Genomic DNA, 15,370 nt, shown 5'->3' with positions numbered 1-15,370 from the left:
GCATCCCTGCGGTCCCCGTTTGGAAGCAGCGCTTGCTTCATCACAAGGACCGTGCAGAAACCATAAGGAGAATCACCATGCTTCGTTTTCTTCGCTCGGCCGCTGGCGTGGCCGTTGCCCTCTCCGCCTCTGCCGCCCTGGCCCAGGAAGCGCGGACCCAGATCCAGGTCCGGCAGCAGCCTGAAGTGCAGACCCAGCCCCGTGTCCAGCAGCGGGAAGTCCAGAAGGTGCCTCAACAGACGCCTGTCGCCGATTCGCAGCAGCAAGACGATGGCCGCTCCGTGCGAGCCACTGCGCTGATCGGCATGGACCTCGTCCTTGAGGACGGGAACTCCCTTGGCCGGATCAACGACCTGATCATCGACAACCAGAATGGCCAGGTCGCCTATGTGATCGTCGAGACGGACCAGGACTATCGCCCGGTTCCGTGGAAAGCGATGGTCATGCAGAACGGCGAACAGCAATCGGATAATTACTTCGTGATCGGCATGAACCGTGACAAGTTCATGCAGGGTCCGGCGATCCAGCGGACCGAGTATCAGACCTATTCAGCTCCGGCGCAGTGGCATACCCACTGGCAGACCTTCCAGCCGCAGGTGACGCGGTTCTACGCGAACGTCCATACGCGTGTTCCGGCCGACTTCCGCCGGAATGTGAACGCGGTGAATCGCGATATCAACCGCGACCTGAATCAGGCCGATCGCAAGCTTGACCAGGGACTTCGGAAGGCCGATCGTGAAATCGATCGAGCTGAGCGGAAAGCCGATCGCAAGATCGACTGATGAAAAATGGCAAGTGCGTGCCATCCGGCGTTCCCCACGGGGGACGCCACAAGCCCCGCGAGTTTCCCTCGCGGGTTTTTTTCGTTGCTGGCCGTGCCGGAATGGAGAGGGCGGCCGCGGGGAGTGTCGGCCACTCCCCTGCCCTTCTCCGCGGCTGGCTCGTGTTTTTCCGAATCCGAATTCGCGAATCGGCCCCGCTTCTGCGTATCATCGTCGGTCCGTGGCCTGTCTCTCCTGATCCGGCGGCTGAATCCATGAGCGAAATGAACCTCGAGGCTTTGCGGGCGGAAGCGGAGGATTTTCGACAGACGTTTGCCGAATCGCGGGCGGAAATCGGGAAGGTGATCGTCGGGCAGGACCGGGTCGTTGAATCGACGCTGACCGCGCTGTTCTGTGGCGGAAACGTTCTTCTGGAAGGCGTTCCCGGACTGGGCAAAACGGAACTCGTGAAGGCGATGTCGCAGGTTCTGGACCTCGACTTCCGGCGCATTCAGTTCACGCCCGACCTGATGCCGGCCGACATCGTCGGCACGAACATCATGCAGACGGACGAGCACGGGCGGTATCGGTTCGAGTTCCGCCAGGGCCCGATTTTCACGCAGCTGCTGCTGGCGGACGAAATCAACCGCGCCACGCCGAAGACGCAGTCGGCCCTGCTGGAAACGATGCAGGAAGGGACGGTCACCACTTCGGGGACGATCCACCGTCTCAAGCAGCCGTTCTTCGTTCTGGCGACGCAGAACCCGCTCGAGCAGGAAGGGACGTATCCGCTGCCTGAAGCGCAGCTCGACCGGTTCCTGTTCAAGGTGGAGGTTCCGTTCCCGTCGAACACCGAGCTGAATGAGATTGTCAGCCGGACGATTCTCAAGACGCCGATCGCACTCAGGAAGCTCCTGGACTCCGAGCGGATCCTGCAGCTTCGTGAAACGCTGAACAAGGTGGTCGTGGCGGATCCGATCCGGGATTTCGCGTGCCGGCTCGTGCTGGCGACGCATCCGCATTCGGAATACTCACCGGCGGAAGTGAAGCGGTTCATCCGGTGGGGTGCGTCGCCGCGGGCCGCCCAGGCGCTCATCAAGGCCGCACGGGTCCGAGCTCTCAGCCAGGGGCGGGCGCATGTTGCGTTCGACGATATCCGGCACTTCGCGGATGAAGTGTTGCGACACCGGGCCCTGCTCAACTACGACGGTCAGGCGGAGGGGATCCAGGTGGGGGCTCTGGTTCGGAAGGCAGTCGAGCAGCTTCCGGAACAGGCGGCTTGAGGCTTGTTGGCCTGTCAGAATCTCAAAAGCACCCCGGCTGCTTTGGAGCAGCCGGGGTGCTTGCTTTATGGCACCGCTTTCAGCTCGACTTCGACGGTCTTCAGCGGTTTGATGTCGACCGTCACGTCCTTCGTCCGCTGTGCTTCCGTTCCGGGATTGGGGCGGGCGTGAACGACGTACCGTCCGGGTGGAATCTGCGTGAACCGGCAGGCGCCGTCCTCTCCCAGCTGTGACGAGCCGCCCCAGGAGCCGACCTTCTCTCCCCCCTCGGGGGCGACGTTTACGATATAGGGGCCCTTTGCCCCTTTCACCGTGACTTTCATCTGGCCTGCTGCGGAGACCTTGAGCGTGACCGACTTGTCGGATGTCTCAAGAATCTCACCCAGGCCGACGGTGACATACTGATCGGAATAGGCGTAGTACCGGGCGGAGCCGGCCGGAACGGCTTCGATGACGAAGCGCCCTTCGCTGTCGGTCGTGGCAGCGCTGAGGGAGTCCAACCAGGCGTACGGGGTTCCTTTCGGTGTCAGAAACTCGGTCAGCCTGACGGTGACGTTGGCGACCGGCTTGCCCTGGTCGTCCACAACACGGCCGGAGACGCGGTGGCCTTCGGCCAGTTCGACGTCGTAGCGCTTCCAGAGATTCTGTTCCGTGTTGGTGTAGTCGATGGTTCGCGCGACATAGCCCGGCCGGCGGATCTTGAGCGTGAGAGATTCGCGCGGCAGCCCCTTGAGCGTGATCTGGCCGGCCGCATTCGACTCGGCCCGGGTCACTTCCAGTTCGGACAGATCGGCCGGGTTCACGGCAGGCCGCCGTTCGATGACCAGCTCCGCGGCCTTCAGCGGCGCTCCGGAGATCAGGTCGCGAACCGACACTTCGATCACGGCGCCGTCCTCGGGGCGATACCCGTGGGCCGTCAGCCGTTCATCGACGACATCGATCCCCTCCGGGACGTTGACCTTCGACCAGTCGAGTCCGTTGCCGGTGTAGACGGTCAGTTCGGGGGGCGGCAGGGGCTTACCGTAGTTCGGGCTTCGCGCCATGAATCGGCTGGCGTTCGTCCCGAACAGCCGCTCGTAGTTCGCCGCCTCCCAGACGACGAAGGTCCAGTCCATCACGGGGGGCTCTTTGCCGTCGGCCCTGATGCCGAGCCAGAAACTTGTCGCGCGTCCGTCACGAATGATGAGCCGGGGCCGCTGGCCCTGGATGGCGGCGAGCCGTTTCAGAGCGTCGTTCAGCGCGTCCGCATCGCCGCGATATTCAAAGTGCCACTCCCCGCCGCCGAACGGGGGCCCTTCCCACCAGGCGATCCGCGACTGCTGGTTGGCGACATCCGCGGCGCCGGCTGGCCAATCGGGGCGATTGCGGACGGGCTGATTTCCCTCGCCGCCGGTGATCAGGGCATGGGCGTTCGGCGATTCCAGCAGCAAGCCGGCCAGCAGGAACGCGATGAATCGAAGTCGAGTCGTCATGCACTGCTCCCGGGAGGTTCAACCGGTCGATGGTTTGAGAATTCCAGTGTGACGCGCGTCCGGGCCTGCCGGTTCCCGGAACCTTCAAGGTTCGGCGTTCGGTTCGACACGGGTCATCTCGATTTCCTGCGCGGTCGTGACGCCGGGAGACGCTTCGGCCACCCGCAGCGTCTCCGACGTCACCCGGACGATTCGGAGTCGAAATGCCGATCGGTCAGGGCGTTGTCGCAGTCGAACGAAGTGGACCACGTCCTCGGCCATCATCCGCAGCCGTGTCGGAGCATCCCAGATCTCCTCAAAGACGATGACGTCCCCCTCCATCCACCACGAGATTGGTGACCCCATCGCCGGTTCACGGATCGTGCTGCCCGGCCGGGTCTGTTCAAACCGGCCCCGACCATTCGGGCCCATTGCCAGAAACCTGCGGGTTCCGGTCCCATCGGTGGTGAGGAACGTCCATTCTCCAAAGACTCGCGGATCCAGCCGGGGCGACGACGACCAGATCCCCAACCCGGCCCCCGCCACGGCCAGCAACAACAGCATCCCCCACCGTCGCCATCGACGCACGCGATTCGGATTCAAAACCTCCGCGCTCATGTGCGCACCGATCCGGCTGCCGACTCCGTCTTGTCCGTGGTTGTGACTTCCAGATCGAAGCAGCGACGCTATCGGGTCCACTTCCAGGCCGGACCGGCCTCGCGCAGGTTCTGGATGCGGTCCGCTGGCCATTTTCCGCCGCACAGTCCGATGATCGTATCGGCCGACATTCTCAGTGTGTCTTCCTGCGACTCGATATCGAGCCCGGCGACGTGGCCGGCGAGCAGCACGTTTGGCAGGGTCAGGAGGGGGCTCGTCAGCGACAGCGGCTCGACTTCGAAAACGTCGAGCCCTGCGCCGCGCAGATGGCCCGATTTCAGTGCGTCGAATAGGGCCGCTTCATCGACGAGCGCGCCGCGGGCGGTGTTGATCAGCACAGAGTTCGGCTTCATTTTCGCGAAGCGGGCCGCATTCATCAGGTGTTTCGTCTCGGACGTCACCGGGCTGTGAAGCGACACGTAGTCCGACTTTTCGAGCAGTTCGTCGAGCGACGCCAGCTCGATTCCCCATTGCTTCACGAAATCGGGATTGGGGTACGGTTCGAAGGCAATGACTTTCATTCCGAGGCCGAGGGCGCGGGTGGCGGTCGCCTGTCCGATGCGTCCCAGGCCGACGATGCCGATCGTGCTTCCCATCACGCGCGGGCCTGCGAGCCGGATCCATTTCCCGGAGCGGACTCCCTGGTCCTGGCCTGGAAATCCGCGTGCGATTCCCAGCAGCAGGGCCATGGCATGCTCGGCGACGGCGTGATGGTTCACACCGGGGGTTGTCGCGACGACGATGCCCAGGCGGTCGCAGGCCGGGAGGTTGATGGCGTCGAAGCCGACGCCGGTGCGTGCGATCACGCGCAGCTCCGGGCAGGCCTCCAACACGCGCGGTGTATACGGTTCTGACCCGGCGACGATCGCACAGCAGCCTTCGAGCTCCGCGATCAGTTCGTCTTCATTCCACAGGTTCCGCGTGCGCAGTCCGGGGAGCACCTCGAACCCGGCCGCTTCCAGCAGTGGAAAATGCGGCCCTTCATCGGACGACAACGCGGTAATACGCACGCGAGGCTTCATGCGAAACTCAATGCCGGGAGGTGCAGGATCGGGAACAGGCAGAAACGCGAGGCTATCACCGTGATTCAAACGCCGCAAATCGATACCGTGGGCGGAGTCGCGCAGGCCCTCCGGCGTCTACCGGACGGCGGCGACTGCGCGCCGACTGGACCTTCCTGAAGATTGTTCCGCTCCCCATGAACGCTCACGACGCCCTGAAAATCACCATCAACGGCGGTCAGTTCGTCTGCATGGCCTATCTGGCCGACCTTTCGGACGCCGACCTGATGCGCCGCGCCGCCCCCGGCATCAACCACATCAACTGGCAGGTCGGCCACCTGATCCTGTCGGACCACGACCACATCAGCGCCATTCTACCGGGTTCGATGCCGCCCCTCCCGGAAGGCTTCGCCCGCGCCTATTCCCGGGAGACGGCCGGCTTCGACGATCCGGCTTCGTTCTTTCACAAGAGCGTCCTCCTCGAAGTCTTCCACCAGCAGCGGGCCGCACTTCTGACGGCGCTCGATTCCGTCAGCGCGGAAGGCCTCGAGCAGGCGTCCCCCGACCGGTTCCAGTCGTTCGCCCCGGTGTGGGCGAACCTGTTCGAGCTGGCCGGTTCCCACTGGCTGATGCATTGCGGACAATGGGCCGTGGTTCGCCGCCAGATCGGCAAACCTCCGCTGTTCTAGGCCATGTTCATGGCTCCTGTGCAGGCGATTGAACAGTCTTCAACTCGCATTTGTCCGTTCATCGCCTGCGGAATCCGAAACACCAACATTGAAGTTGTTCCAGGCTCCCCCTGTTCGACGAAAACTCCTTTCCCCCTGCTGTGGCGACTTCCGGTCGCCCGCACCGACTCTGATTGATTCCCTCCATGCGCGTCGGCCTCTTCATCCCCTGCTATGTCGATCAGTTCTATCCCGATGTCGGCATGGCCACGCTCGAGCTTCTCGAACGCTTCGACTGTGAGGTCGACTATCCCTCGCAGCAGACATGTTGCGGCCAGCCGATGGCCAACACGGGCTGCTGGGAAGACGCCCGTCCGCTGGCCGAGAAGTTCCTCGACCTGTTCGGCTCCTACGATGCGGTCGTCTGTCCCTCCGGCAGCTGCACGGCGATGGTCACCCACCACTACGACCATTTCCTCGAAGGCAAGCCGGGCTATGAAGAACTGAAGCACAAGACGTACGAGCTGACGCAGTTCCTCACGGACGTTCTCAAGATCACGTCACTCGAAGGGGTTCGGTTCCCGTACCGCGTCGGGCTGCACAACAGCTGCCACGGCCTGCGCGAACTGCGACTGGGGCGCTCGAGCGAGCAAATGATTCCGGCCTTCAACAAGGCGTCGCAGCTGCTGTCGCTCGTTGAGGGGGTCGAACTCGTTCCGCTGTCGAGGCCGGATGAGTGCTGCGGCTTCGGCGGGACGTTCGCCGTCGCGGAAGAAGCGGTGTCGTGCATGATGGGGATGGATCGCGTGCACGATCACGAGGAACACGGGGCGCAGGTGATCACGGCCGGCGACATGTCGTGTCTGATGCACCTGGAGGGACTCATCCGCCGCCAGAAGAAGCCGCTGGCCGTAATGCACATCGCGCAGATTCTCGCCGGGCGTCAGCCCCCGGCGGATGCGTGATTGGTTGGGACGATTGCGGTGGAGACGTATCAGCGAACTCATCCCCGCACGCCGTTCTTGAGATTCCGTCCACCAGCGTTGTTGATGGCACAGACTCTCAACATAAGGCTCATCATTTCAACACGAAGAGCACGAAGAACACCAAGGAGATCGTCTGAACCTGAAGCGTTGTCAGCGTCTCTTCTTCGTGCTCGTTGTGTTCTCAGTGTCAAGAAAAGAACCGTGCGGAGGGCCTGACTTTTTTGCGTAAGAAATCTGCGCCGCGCATCCTTCTCCCCGCAGGGATCTCCACTCAAGGTCACGAATTGCTGAGGGGAGAAGGGGGTGCGCAGCGCAGGCAAGGGGCCGGGCAAAGGCTTGCGACTCTCAGGCCCCGACCAGCCCCTTCGCTTCTTCCAATCCCGCGGCCGGATGTCCGTATTCGCTGGCGGTCACTCGCGACAGCGCGACGACATGCCGCCACCGCATGGCGGGCGACGTGGCTTCGAAGTTCGAGCGGACGGTGTAGTAGTACTTCTCGGCGTGGAGCGCACCGTCCTGGGAGATCGCATATCCGCGCAGCATTTCCATCAACGGCCGCGCCTCGTGTCCCGCTGCGCCGTAGCGCGACGTGACGGCGCACGCCAGCTCCTGGTCGTTCGCCCGGATCGCCTCATCGAGCGATCCCAGGAGTTCGACCTGTGTCGTCCCCTTCACTCGCTCCAACTGCATGGGAAGCGGCCGGGCTGGCCACTTCGCTGCATCGGTCGTCGGTCCGCCATCCTGCGCACAATGCCACGCAGCGAGGACGAGGGCGGCGTTTCGCTGCCGGGCCTCCGAGGCGAGCGCGATCGTTCTCCAGGCATGGGCCGCATCGCTCGCATGCACGCCCATCGAATCGCCGTGGACGCTCCCTTCCGGTTTGCCCGGAGCGGCCCATTCCTTCTTGCGACCCGGATCGCAGAGGACAAGCTGGTTTGTCCGCAGCGAGATCGCTTCAAAGATGCGGGAGGGAGCGATTCCTTCCACGATCGCCTGGGCGACGACTTCCGCCGCGTCATCAGGTGAGGAGGTCCACAAGGTCTGGACCATCTCGGTGACCCAGGCGTCGTCGACTTCGCGCGTGCCCCAGGGGCGCGTCTCCAGCTGATGTTTCTCCATCAGTCGCGGCAGCATAGCGCGCAGGCCGCTGAATCGCTCAGCCGCACGCTCTTCATTTTTCAGGCAATATCGGAGCGATTGCCGGAGCATGGTGGCGGCGTTCTCTTCGCCGACGAGCGAGATCATGTCCCAGGCGCGGGCGGCCAGCACGATGCGGTGCACCTCGACGCCATCTTCGACGGCGGGCAACAGGTCGTTGAACCCCGTCGCGGGGGAATCGAGCGTCGAAGCGACGAGGGCGCGTTCCGCGTCGAGGCGCTCGCGTCGATGCAGGGCTTCGCGAATGGCCTTTGAGCCGCCCGCATCGGAGGCGCTTGCGGCGACGGGCTGAAGTGCATCGTGGGCCGCCGCGCCGGCTTCGGTGATCCGGCTGGAGTTGCGGTAGAGGACTTTCAGAACGGGGAGTGCCGCGGCCGGGCCGGTCAGCTCGTTCGCCATTGTGAGCGCGGGCCTGAGCGCCATCAGCGTGTGGAAGCCGACATAGTCTTCGCCGGCGAAGGCTCGGGCGTTGGCCAGCGCGGCGGCGGCCGTCAGTTCGTTCAGCGACGCGCCGCGTTTCAGTTCCGCGACGACGAGCCGCAGCATGGTGTCGGGAGAAGACGACTGCAGCAGGTCGACCAGTCGCTCCTGCGGTCCGAAGGTGAGCCTGTCGGATCCCTCCGCATCGGCCGCCGTGGCCAGCCTGAGGTCGAATGCGAGCGCCGGGCCAACCGACGCTGCCAGCATTCCGCGACCGACGTTCTGAAGAAACCGCCGTCGATTGGGCAAGTGCATGACCGTCTCCGAAGCGCAGAGAGACCGGATAATTCCACCGCCAGTGGCAGCAATCATACCCTTGCCGGGCTCGAAATTGCCAAGCGAACCGCCAGCAGGGTTGATCGTTGCGTTGCGGACGAGGGGACGGATCCAACGGGATCGCCTCGTTCCGCCCCTCGCGGCCTCTCCACTTCGGACCGGCACTGTGGCGCCGTCTTCCGCGTCCTCAGCCTTTCAGCGACCGGATCACGTCGGGCAGATTCGATGACTGCCAGCCCTCGACAAGCACTCCGTTTTCGAAGCGCATCCAGGTGATCCCCCGCATGTCGACGGCGCGTCCAGTCGGCGGGAAACCGAGGTCGGCTCCCAGGTGCGTCCCGCGGGCCGACCATCGCACGACGGCCTGCGGTCCCGATTCCATGACGTCTTCCACGGTGACCCGGAGGTTCGGGAACGCTCCCACGAACGGGGCGTACTGTTGCAGGCGGAAGCATTCGGGGCCGCGCAGTTCACCCTGGTCGGCGTGGCAGACGCTGTTTGCCGTGGTGAGTTCGTCGATCGTCGCCTCTCGGCGGTCGTTCCAGACTTCTTCGAACCAGCGACGCGCCAGCACTGCAGACTCACCCATCGTCAGACCTCTCGAAACGAACGGCAGAAACGTCTCATCAATCTCCCAAATCGCGAGCCAAGTTTCGAGTGACACAACAGCGATGAACGGCATGGCGCGCGAGGAGCCTGGCCTGAGGCGTGGGCAAACCATGATGCGTTTCTTCAACACCAATAACGGCGTTGAATGTTGCGTCGTTGTCTGATTTTCGACGTGTCACGTCACTGCAGCCATTCGCGACGCGACCCGGTTTGCACCGCGCTTTTTGCCGCGTTGTCTCACACGTCTGCAGCAGTTGGCTACTTCATCAAACTTTGTCTGAATCTCGCGAAGTTCGAACGGTCGGGCTCCTTGGCGCTCCACGGTATTTGGTGACACTCCGCCGCATTCCTGGCTTGGCCGCCACACAGGACGTCGGCCCCAGGAGCCCACTCTCGATGGGAGTGGAAGCCCTTGAGCGCTCCAAAGTTCTTTGGGAAGCGACTGCGGTCGCGTTGTCTGAATGGAAGAGGAGAAATCTCATGGATGGACGTGTGAAGCAGGTCATTGCTGGCCTCGTTCTTGTGCTGAGTGTCAGCGCCGTGAGCGGCGCCGTCACGTACTCGCAGTTTCGAAGGAGTGATGATGGTCCCGGAAAAGGAGACGGCCCTTCCCGCAAAGTGGAGTTGAAACCGAAAGCGAAAGTCCGAGTGGAAGTGCCTGGCGAAAGTAGCTCCCCCGCAGAAACGCCAGCCGAAAAAGCGAAGCCGGAGCTCAGTATCGGCAACGCATTGGGATTCGGCGCAATGGGAAGCCCGTGGGGAGGAAGCTGGAACGGGAATGGGAACGGACGCGGGAATGGTCGTGGCAACGGGAACGGGAACGGGAACGGGAACGGGAACGGGAACGGCAATGGGAACGGGAATGGGAACGGGAATGGGAACGGGAATGGGAACGGGAATGGGAACGGGAATGGGAACGGGAATGGGAACGGGAATGGGAACGGGAATGGGAATGGGAATGGGAACGGACACGGCAACGGACATGGACATGGACACGGCCATGGGCATGGGGACGACGACTGCGACAACGACCCACCCGTCTCGCCAGCCGACCCGCATTGCCACGACGACCACCACCATCATCATCACCATTGGCATTGGCACCATGGCCACTGGGGACACAACCACTGGGGCCGTGACTTCTGGCGGCAGAGCTTCTGGGGTCGCGACTTCTGGGGCCGAGATTTCTGGCGCCGCGACTCCTGGGGCAACGACCGTGATCGAGATCGACGATGACGAGTCGTGTCAGATCAGTTCGGTCTCCGTGATCGGGGTCGTCTGATCAATCGATTCCATGTGCCATGCTCACGCTGCTCTGCGACGTGAGCATGGCCGTTCGTACAGCCGTGCATCACGTCTGCAGGCGGAGCACTCCCGCTTACCCGTCCAGCGGATCGAGGATCGGATCCAGCCCCAGCGTCCGCATGTCGCGCTCACGGCCGCGGGCCGTGAGTCTCAGTAGTTGCCGCGCTGCGAACTGCTGCCTGTCAACACTCTGCTGCGCCCGGCGTAATGCTCCGAGGTCCGCTCCCCGGACGCTGTTTGCTCCCGCCTGAGTGAGAATCGCATCCTCGCCGCTCAGAATCGTCCGCCAGCTGCCCGGGTCTCCCTGGCGGCCGCAGCGGCCGATGAGCTGCCGGTCGATCCGTGGGGAGGCGTTGAGTTCGGTGATGACGACATGCAGCCCACCGGCGGCGCGAACGGGATCGGCCAGGCAGATATCTGTACCACGGCCGGCCATGTTGGTGGCGACGGTGATCCGGCCCGGCTGGCCGGCGGCGGCGATGATGTCGGCCTCGCGCTCGGGATATCGGGCGTTCAGGACGACATGCTCCAGGCCGCGTTGATGGAGTTCGGCGGAGAGGTGCTCCGAGGCTTCGACCGTTCTTGTGCCGATCAGCACGGCCCGGCCTGCACGGAGGAGGGTGGCCGCTTCATCGGCGACAGCCCGCCATTTCGAGGAGAGCGAGGGAGTGACGATGGCCGGCCATTCCGTGCGCCGTGCCCTCTGGTGCGGCGGAACGGTCCGCACGCGAAGTCCGTAGACGGAATGAAACTCGTGGGCAGATTCGGCGGCGGTTCCGGTCATCCCGGCGACATGCCGAAATCGGCTCACGAACTCCTGGACGGTGATCCGCGCGGCGGGTTCCGTTTCGCGGGTGAGCGGCAGACCTTCGCGGGCTTCGATGGCCTGGTGGATTCCCGCGTTCCAGCTTCGACCTTCGGCGGTTCGTCCTGTGAATTCATCGATGATCTGCACACGGTCATCGCGCAGGACGTAGTGGCGGTCGCGCAGGTAGCGCTGGTTCACGAGGATCGCGCGCTCAATGGCGTCGATCAGGTCGTTCTGACTGAGGCGTTCGCATTCGGGCGGAGCGGGACGCGTGAGGAGCCGGTCGCGGCCGGCGTGCGTCAGGACAATCGTGCGTCCGGCCGAACGTGTCTCAAAGTGGGTTCCGGCGAGATAGTGGTCCGCTTCACGGGCGGCCCAATGAAGGAGGTGTGAAGTGGCGTCGTCGCTGTCGGCCGGCAGAGCGAGAACCAGAGGGATGACGGCCTCATCAATGAGAAGGCTGTCGGCTTCGTCGACGATCAGGGCGGACTGAAAGGGATCGCGGTTCGTCAATGCGGCGAGGTGCGGCGTGCCGCGGCGTTCGGCCAGACGACTGCGGAGGAAGTCGAAGCCGAACTCGCGCAACGTCCCGTAAACGACGTCCGCGCGGTATTCCCGATGTCGTTCGGCCTGAGAGGTTCCATCAGCAACCACGCCGACCCGCAGGCCTCGCGACTCGAAAAGGGTTCGCATCAGATCGGCGTCGCGCTGCGCGAGATAGTCGTTGGCGGTGCAGATCCAGACGGACCTGCCCGTGGATGCCAGTTCGATCGCCGCCAGGGCTCCGGTGAGCGTCTTGCCCTGGCCCGTCTCGAGTTCGACGATCTCGCGTTCCAGCAAAGCGGCCGCGGCGAGCTTCTGTGGCGGTGTGGGAATGAACCCGAAGTGACGGCGCACGAGTTCTTCGAGATGGTCGAAGCGACCGATGTCGACGGAACGTGGCAGCAACCGCATGAAGAATCGACCGGCGGACCAGCGGCGGGAATGACGGGTGAAGTCTGTGCCGTGAGGAGAGTGGAGGCAATGCCGACGCCGGTTTCTGAAGAAACGGTGTCGAGTGTTCTTCTGGAAGCCCGGGGGGAATCGGGAAGGCCTTCGCTACGAACTGGCTCCCCCGGTCCTTCCCCCCGCTGACCCCTCGGAGCCGACGTGTTTGTCGACTGCGGGGGCGAGGGAGAAGTCGTGATGTGTCATTGGATGGGTCCAGGTGCGTGTTGCGGCTGGACGTTTGGGGGCTCATCGCCTTGCCAGTGGGGTTGCGAAAGTTGATGCTTCTGCCTTCAGGCGTGAAGTGGTGCCGGATTCGCAATGATCGGCCGGTGATGGCCGGGCCCTGTCAGGAGTTTCGAATGAAGCGTCTCACGTGTCTCCTTTCCTTGTTCGTCTGCGGCACGGCGGTCGGGCAGACGGCCCCGGTCCCGAAGGCTGAGGAAAAGGCCTCGGCCGCGGCGGCGAAGCCGGCGGCTCCTGCGGCGCCGGCCCCGACGCGGCGCGCGGCGCGGCAGGCCGGGCGCGCTGCGGCGCAGCAGAAGAAGAAGCCGGTCGTTCTGCCGACGCCCACGGTGGCGGACGCGGCGTATGGGGATCATCCCAAGCAGCGGATCCATTTCTGGAAGGCGGAGACGACCGAGCCGGCGCCGCTGCTGTTCTTCGTGCATGGCGGCGGTTGGCGGGGCGGGGACCGGACGTCCGTCGCCAGCCTGCTGAAGCCGATGCTGAGCGCGGGCATTTCCGTGGTATCCGTGGAGTACCGGTTCGTGCAGGAAGCGCCGGAGGTGGAACCCCCGGTGAAGGCTCCGCTGCACGACGCGGCCCGCGCGCTGCAGTTCGTGCGGAGCAAGGCGGCAGAATGGAACATCGACAAGACGCGGATCGCGGCGTCGGGGGGCTCGGCCGGGGCGTGCACGAGCCTGTGGCTGGCGTTTCATGATGACCTGGCCGATCCGAACAGCGCCGACCCGGTGGCGCGGGAGTCGACGCGGATCCTGTGCGCCGCGGTGAACGGCGCGCAGACGACGCTTGATCCGGCGCAGATGAAGGAGTGGACCCCGAACAGCCGGTATGGGGCTCACGCATTCAAGATCACCGCACCGGCCGACGGATCGAAGAGCGAGTTCGAGGCGTTCCTGGCGAAGCGGGACGAGATCATGCCGTGGATCAAGGAGTACTCGCCTTACCACAACGTCACGAAGGACGATTCGCCGGTGTACCTCAACTACGCGGCCGTTCCGAATCTCGGCCAGGATGAGAAGGACCCGACGCATTCGGCCAACTTCGGCGTGAAGCTTCAGGAGCACTGCAAGGAGATCGGCGTCGATTGCGAGCTGGTGTATCCGGGGGCGACGGATGTGAAGCATCCGACGATTGCGGCTTACCTGACGGCGAAGCTCAAGAAGTAGGTTTTGGGATGGGAGCTTTGAGCCCTGTTCGGCGGGAGACGCCGGGTGGGGCTTTTTTTGTTTGCGATGGGGTGAGCAGAAGGCAAGGAAGAGAAGGAAGAATGAGTTGAGTTTGCGCAGGAGATGTCGCTGCGTGCGGAACGCGTGCTACTGTTCGGGATGACGCCTGGACTGGCCGAGTGTGCCGGCGAAAGGTTTTGGACGTGGGTCATTCCGTTCCCGATGCGGCTTCCAGGAAACGCCGTCTGAACATTGGAGAACCAATGGTTCAATCGACCGGCGGCTAGCGCCTTGCCGCTCACCAGAGGAAGGCTCAGCGGGAGCTTGGCCCTCGCGGTGGATCGATCTGCAGTGTTTGGGCGACGGCGTGGTTTCGGGCGCGCTTCCAGATGAAGCCGTCAAGGACGTAGTGGGTGAGCTGGGGGACTCCGAGCAGTGGGACGAGGAGTTCACCGGGATTCGGCAGACGCCAGCCGTCGCCGAAGAGGTGGCCCCGATCGTTCCAGACACCGCGGTCCCAGAGCAGTTCTTCCACGAAGGCAAGTGCCCAGAGGGCTCCGAAGAACAGGAGCAGCGGCCGCCATCGAGCGGGAGCATTCGCCACTGACTTCGGACCTTGCCATGTGAAGTAGACGATGACGAAGTAGGGAATCCCGTGGATGACGACGTTGGTCACAGTGAAGGCGTAGTCTGAATTGAAGAGAACGATGCCGATGTACCAGCAGGCGGCTGTCGTGGCGACGACGAGGTCCTTTCCGGGATTCCACTCGCCGCGTTGGAGGCCGCGCCACAGTGAGCGGGCGAAATAGGTGACGAGCAGTGCGCCCCAGACCGGTCCGGTCAGATGGGGGAGCCAGGCGGGGAGTTCGGCGAAGTCGCCTTCGATCATCCAGCGAAAGCTGCGGGGCAGGTGGGCGTGCCAGACCGCGAGCGGGTGGAGCGTGGCCATGGAGATGGTTGCGGCATCGAACCGGCGGCTCCATGTTCCGCTCTCGCCACCTTTGGCGCGGTAGAGCATGACCCAGCCGTACTGCTGGCGGATGAAGTGGAACACCGCGAGGTACGCGAGGAGCCGCCAGTAGATTTCCGGGCTTTCGGAATAGATCGCCCAGCCGATCGCGAAGCAGGCGACAGGGGTTCCGAAGTAGAGGCCGGGGCGGCGGGCGAGTTCGTTGCGATCGAAGTAGACGCGGAAACCCGTCGCGTAGACGTGGGCCACATCGATCAGAAGCACGCAGGTGATCCAGGTCCACTCGGGGGCTTCACTCTCGAGGAGTCCGAGCCTGGCGCCGATCGCGAGGAGGAGGAACGACAGGGCGGCGCTTCCGCCGAAGGTCCACAGGTCGATGGCCGGAGAGAAGAGCCAGGGAAGGGGTCGATCCGCGGTATCAGTGGGGAGGCCGGGCTGGCCCGCCGCTGCACCGTCCGCGCGCGGGGGCGACGCTGCGTGGATATCGGCGGTGCTGGACATGAGGGGCTGCGGAGGGGAACGGCTGGATTCGCAGGTGGTTTTCTTTGGTAGGGAATC

At 63.9% G+C, this 15,370-nt stretch carries 13 protein-coding genes; 6 read left to right on the top strand and 7 right to left on the bottom strand.

Going from position 1 to position 15,370, the window contains the following annotated elements; genetic code table 11:
- Nucleotides 1-77 precede the first annotated feature (77 nt).
- On the top strand, nucleotides 78-782 hold the full coding sequence (locus Pan44_RS01130; RefSeq protein ID WP_145026452.1) for a PRC-barrel domain-containing protein: 705 nt from the start codon (nucleotides 78-80) through the stop codon (nucleotides 780-782).
- A gap of 254 nt (nucleotides 783-1,036) precedes the next feature.
- Nucleotides 1,037-2,044 (top strand): AAA family ATPase, encoded by a 1,008-nt coding sequence (locus Pan44_RS01125; protein ID WP_145026450.1) that lies wholly within the window; start codon nucleotides 1,037-1,039, stop codon nucleotides 2,042-2,044.
- A 65-nt stretch (nucleotides 2,045-2,109) separates the two neighbouring features.
- Here Pan44_RS01125 and Pan44_RS01120 read toward each other — a convergent pair whose 3' ends face one another.
- The 3 genes from Pan44_RS01120 to Pan44_RS01110 all read right to left on the bottom strand — a co-directional run bounded on the left by Pan44_RS01120 (nucleotide 2,110) and on the right by Pan44_RS01110 (nucleotide 5,174).
- Nucleotides 2,110-3,516, bottom strand: coding sequence for a carboxypeptidase-like regulatory domain-containing protein (locus Pan44_RS01120; RefSeq protein WP_145026448.1), 1,407 nt, complete (start codon nucleotides 3,514-3,516; stop codon nucleotides 2,110-2,112).
- Nucleotides 3,517-3,600: 84 nt separating this feature from the next.
- Nucleotides 3,601-4,113 carry a hypothetical protein gene (locus Pan44_RS01115; RefSeq protein WP_197453743.1) on the bottom strand — a complete coding sequence of 171 codons (513 nt, stop codon included), beginning with the start codon at nucleotides 4,111-4,113 and terminating at the stop codon, nucleotides 3,601-3,603.
- A gap of 68 nt (nucleotides 4,114-4,181) precedes the next feature.
- Nucleotides 4,182-5,174: a phosphoglycerate dehydrogenase gene (locus Pan44_RS01110; RefSeq protein WP_145026446.1), complete on the bottom strand. Its 993-nt coding sequence runs from the start codon at nucleotides 5,172-5,174 to the stop codon at nucleotides 4,182-4,184.
- A gap of 176 nt (nucleotides 5,175-5,350) precedes the next feature.
- Between Pan44_RS01110 and Pan44_RS01105 the strand changes: the two genes are divergently transcribed.
- Together Pan44_RS01105 and Pan44_RS01100 are read left to right on the top strand one after the other, a co-directional pair.
- Nucleotides 5,351-5,842 carry a DinB family protein gene (locus Pan44_RS01105; protein WP_145026445.1) on the top strand — a complete coding sequence of 164 codons (492 nt, stop codon included), beginning with the start codon at nucleotides 5,351-5,353 and terminating at the stop codon, nucleotides 5,840-5,842.
- 185 nt (nucleotides 5,843-6,027) lie between these two features.
- On the top strand, nucleotides 6,028-6,786 hold the full coding sequence (locus Pan44_RS01100) for a (Fe-S)-binding protein (protein WP_145026443.1): 759 nt from the start codon (nucleotides 6,028-6,030) through the stop codon (nucleotides 6,784-6,786).
- Nucleotides 6,787-7,152: 366 nt separating this feature from the next.
- Here the strand turns inward: Pan44_RS01100 and Pan44_RS01095 are convergent, their stop codons facing one another.
- Both Pan44_RS01095 and Pan44_RS01090 read right to left on the bottom strand, forming a co-directional pair.
- Complete coding sequence (locus tag Pan44_RS01095) at nucleotides 7,153-8,700, bottom strand: hypothetical protein (protein WP_145026441.1); 1,548 nt, start codon at nucleotides 8,698-8,700, stop codon at nucleotides 7,153-7,155.
- Nucleotides 8,701-8,908: 208 nt separating this feature from the next.
- Complete coding sequence (locus tag Pan44_RS01090; RefSeq protein WP_145026439.1) at nucleotides 8,909-9,310, bottom strand: ester cyclase; 402 nt, start codon at nucleotides 9,308-9,310, stop codon at nucleotides 8,909-8,911.
- Between the two features lie 798 nt (nucleotides 9,311-10,108).
- On the opposite strand from Pan44_RS01090, the gene Pan44_RS27195 reads away from it, so the two are divergent.
- Nucleotides 10,109-10,612 carry a hypothetical protein gene (locus Pan44_RS27195; RefSeq protein WP_197453742.1) on the top strand — a complete coding sequence of 168 codons (504 nt, stop codon included), beginning with the start codon at nucleotides 10,109-10,111 and terminating at the stop codon, nucleotides 10,610-10,612.
- Between the two features lie 96 nt (nucleotides 10,613-10,708).
- On the opposite strand, the gene Pan44_RS01080 is transcribed toward Pan44_RS27195, so the two are convergent.
- Nucleotides 10,709-12,397 (bottom strand): preprotein translocase subunit SecA, encoded by a 1,689-nt coding sequence (locus Pan44_RS01080; protein WP_145026437.1) that lies wholly within the window; start codon nucleotides 12,395-12,397, stop codon nucleotides 10,709-10,711.
- Between the two features lie 395 nt (nucleotides 12,398-12,792).
- Here Pan44_RS01080 and Pan44_RS01075 point away from each other — a divergent pair, with 395 nt between their 5' ends.
- Nucleotides 12,793-13,842, top strand: a complete 1,050-nt coding sequence (locus tag Pan44_RS01075; RefSeq protein ID WP_197453741.1) for an alpha/beta hydrolase — start codon at nucleotides 12,793-12,795, stop codon at nucleotides 13,840-13,842.
- Nucleotides 13,843-14,155: 313 nt separating this feature from the next.
- Here the strand turns inward: Pan44_RS01075 and Pan44_RS01070 are convergent, their stop codons facing one another.
- Nucleotides 14,156-15,313, bottom strand: coding sequence for a hypothetical protein (locus Pan44_RS01070; protein ID WP_197453740.1), 1,158 nt, complete (start codon nucleotides 15,311-15,313; stop codon nucleotides 14,156-14,158).
- Between the last annotated feature and the right edge of the window lie 57 nt (nucleotides 15,314-15,370).

The sequence above is a fragment of the Caulifigura coniformis genome (assembly GCF_007745175.1).
Lineage (GTDB): Bacteria > Planctomycetota > Planctomycetia > Planctomycetales > Planctomycetaceae > Caulifigura > Caulifigura coniformis.
Note: the sequence above shows the minus strand (reverse complement) of the source record. Positions and strands in the feature narration are given on the sequence as shown.

Excerpts from the sequence above, each read along its gene's own strand:
- Pan44_RS01130 (WP_145026452.1), top strand. The coding sequence starts at position 78 with ATGCTTCGTTTTCTTCGCTCGGCCGCTGGCGTGGCCGTTGCCCTCTCC.
- Pan44_RS01125 (WP_145026450.1), top strand. The coding sequence starts at position 1,037 with ATGAGCGAAATGAACCTCGAGGCTTTGCGGGCGGAAGCGGAGGATTTT.
- Pan44_RS01120 (WP_145026448.1), bottom strand. The coding sequence starts at position 3,516 with ATGACGACTCGACTTCGATTCATCGCGTTCCTGCTGGCCGGCTTGCTG.
- Pan44_RS01115 (WP_197453743.1), bottom strand. The coding sequence starts at position 4,113 with ATGAGCGCGGAGGTTTTGAATCCGAATCGCGTGCGTCGATGGCGACGG.
- Pan44_RS01110 (WP_145026446.1), bottom strand. The coding sequence starts at position 5,174 with ATGAAGCCTCGCGTGCGTATTACCGCGTTGTCGTCCGATGAAGGGCCG.
- Pan44_RS01105 (WP_145026445.1), top strand. The coding sequence starts at position 5,351 with ATGAACGCTCACGACGCCCTGAAAATCACCATCAACGGCGGTCAGTTC.
- Pan44_RS01100 (WP_145026443.1), top strand. The coding sequence starts at position 6,028 with ATGCGCGTCGGCCTCTTCATCCCCTGCTATGTCGATCAGTTCTATCCC.
- Pan44_RS01095 (WP_145026441.1), bottom strand. The coding sequence starts at position 8,700 with ATGCACTTGCCCAATCGACGGCGGTTTCTTCAGAACGTCGGTCGCGGA.
- Pan44_RS01090 (WP_145026439.1), bottom strand. The coding sequence starts at position 9,310 with ATGGGTGAGTCTGCAGTGCTGGCGCGTCGCTGGTTCGAAGAAGTCTGG.
- Pan44_RS27195 (WP_197453742.1), top strand. The coding sequence starts at position 10,109 with ATGGGAACGGACGCGGGAATGGTCGTGGCAACGGGAACGGGAACGGGA.
- Pan44_RS01080 (WP_145026437.1), bottom strand. The coding sequence starts at position 12,397 with ATGCGGTTGCTGCCACGTTCCGTCGACATCGGTCGCTTCGACCATCTC.
- Pan44_RS01075 (WP_197453741.1), top strand. The coding sequence starts at position 12,793 with ATGAAGCGTCTCACGTGTCTCCTTTCCTTGTTCGTCTGCGGCACGGCG.
- Pan44_RS01070 (WP_197453740.1), bottom strand. The coding sequence starts at position 15,313 with ATGTCCAGCACCGCCGATATCCACGCAGCGTCGCCCCCGCGCGCGGAC.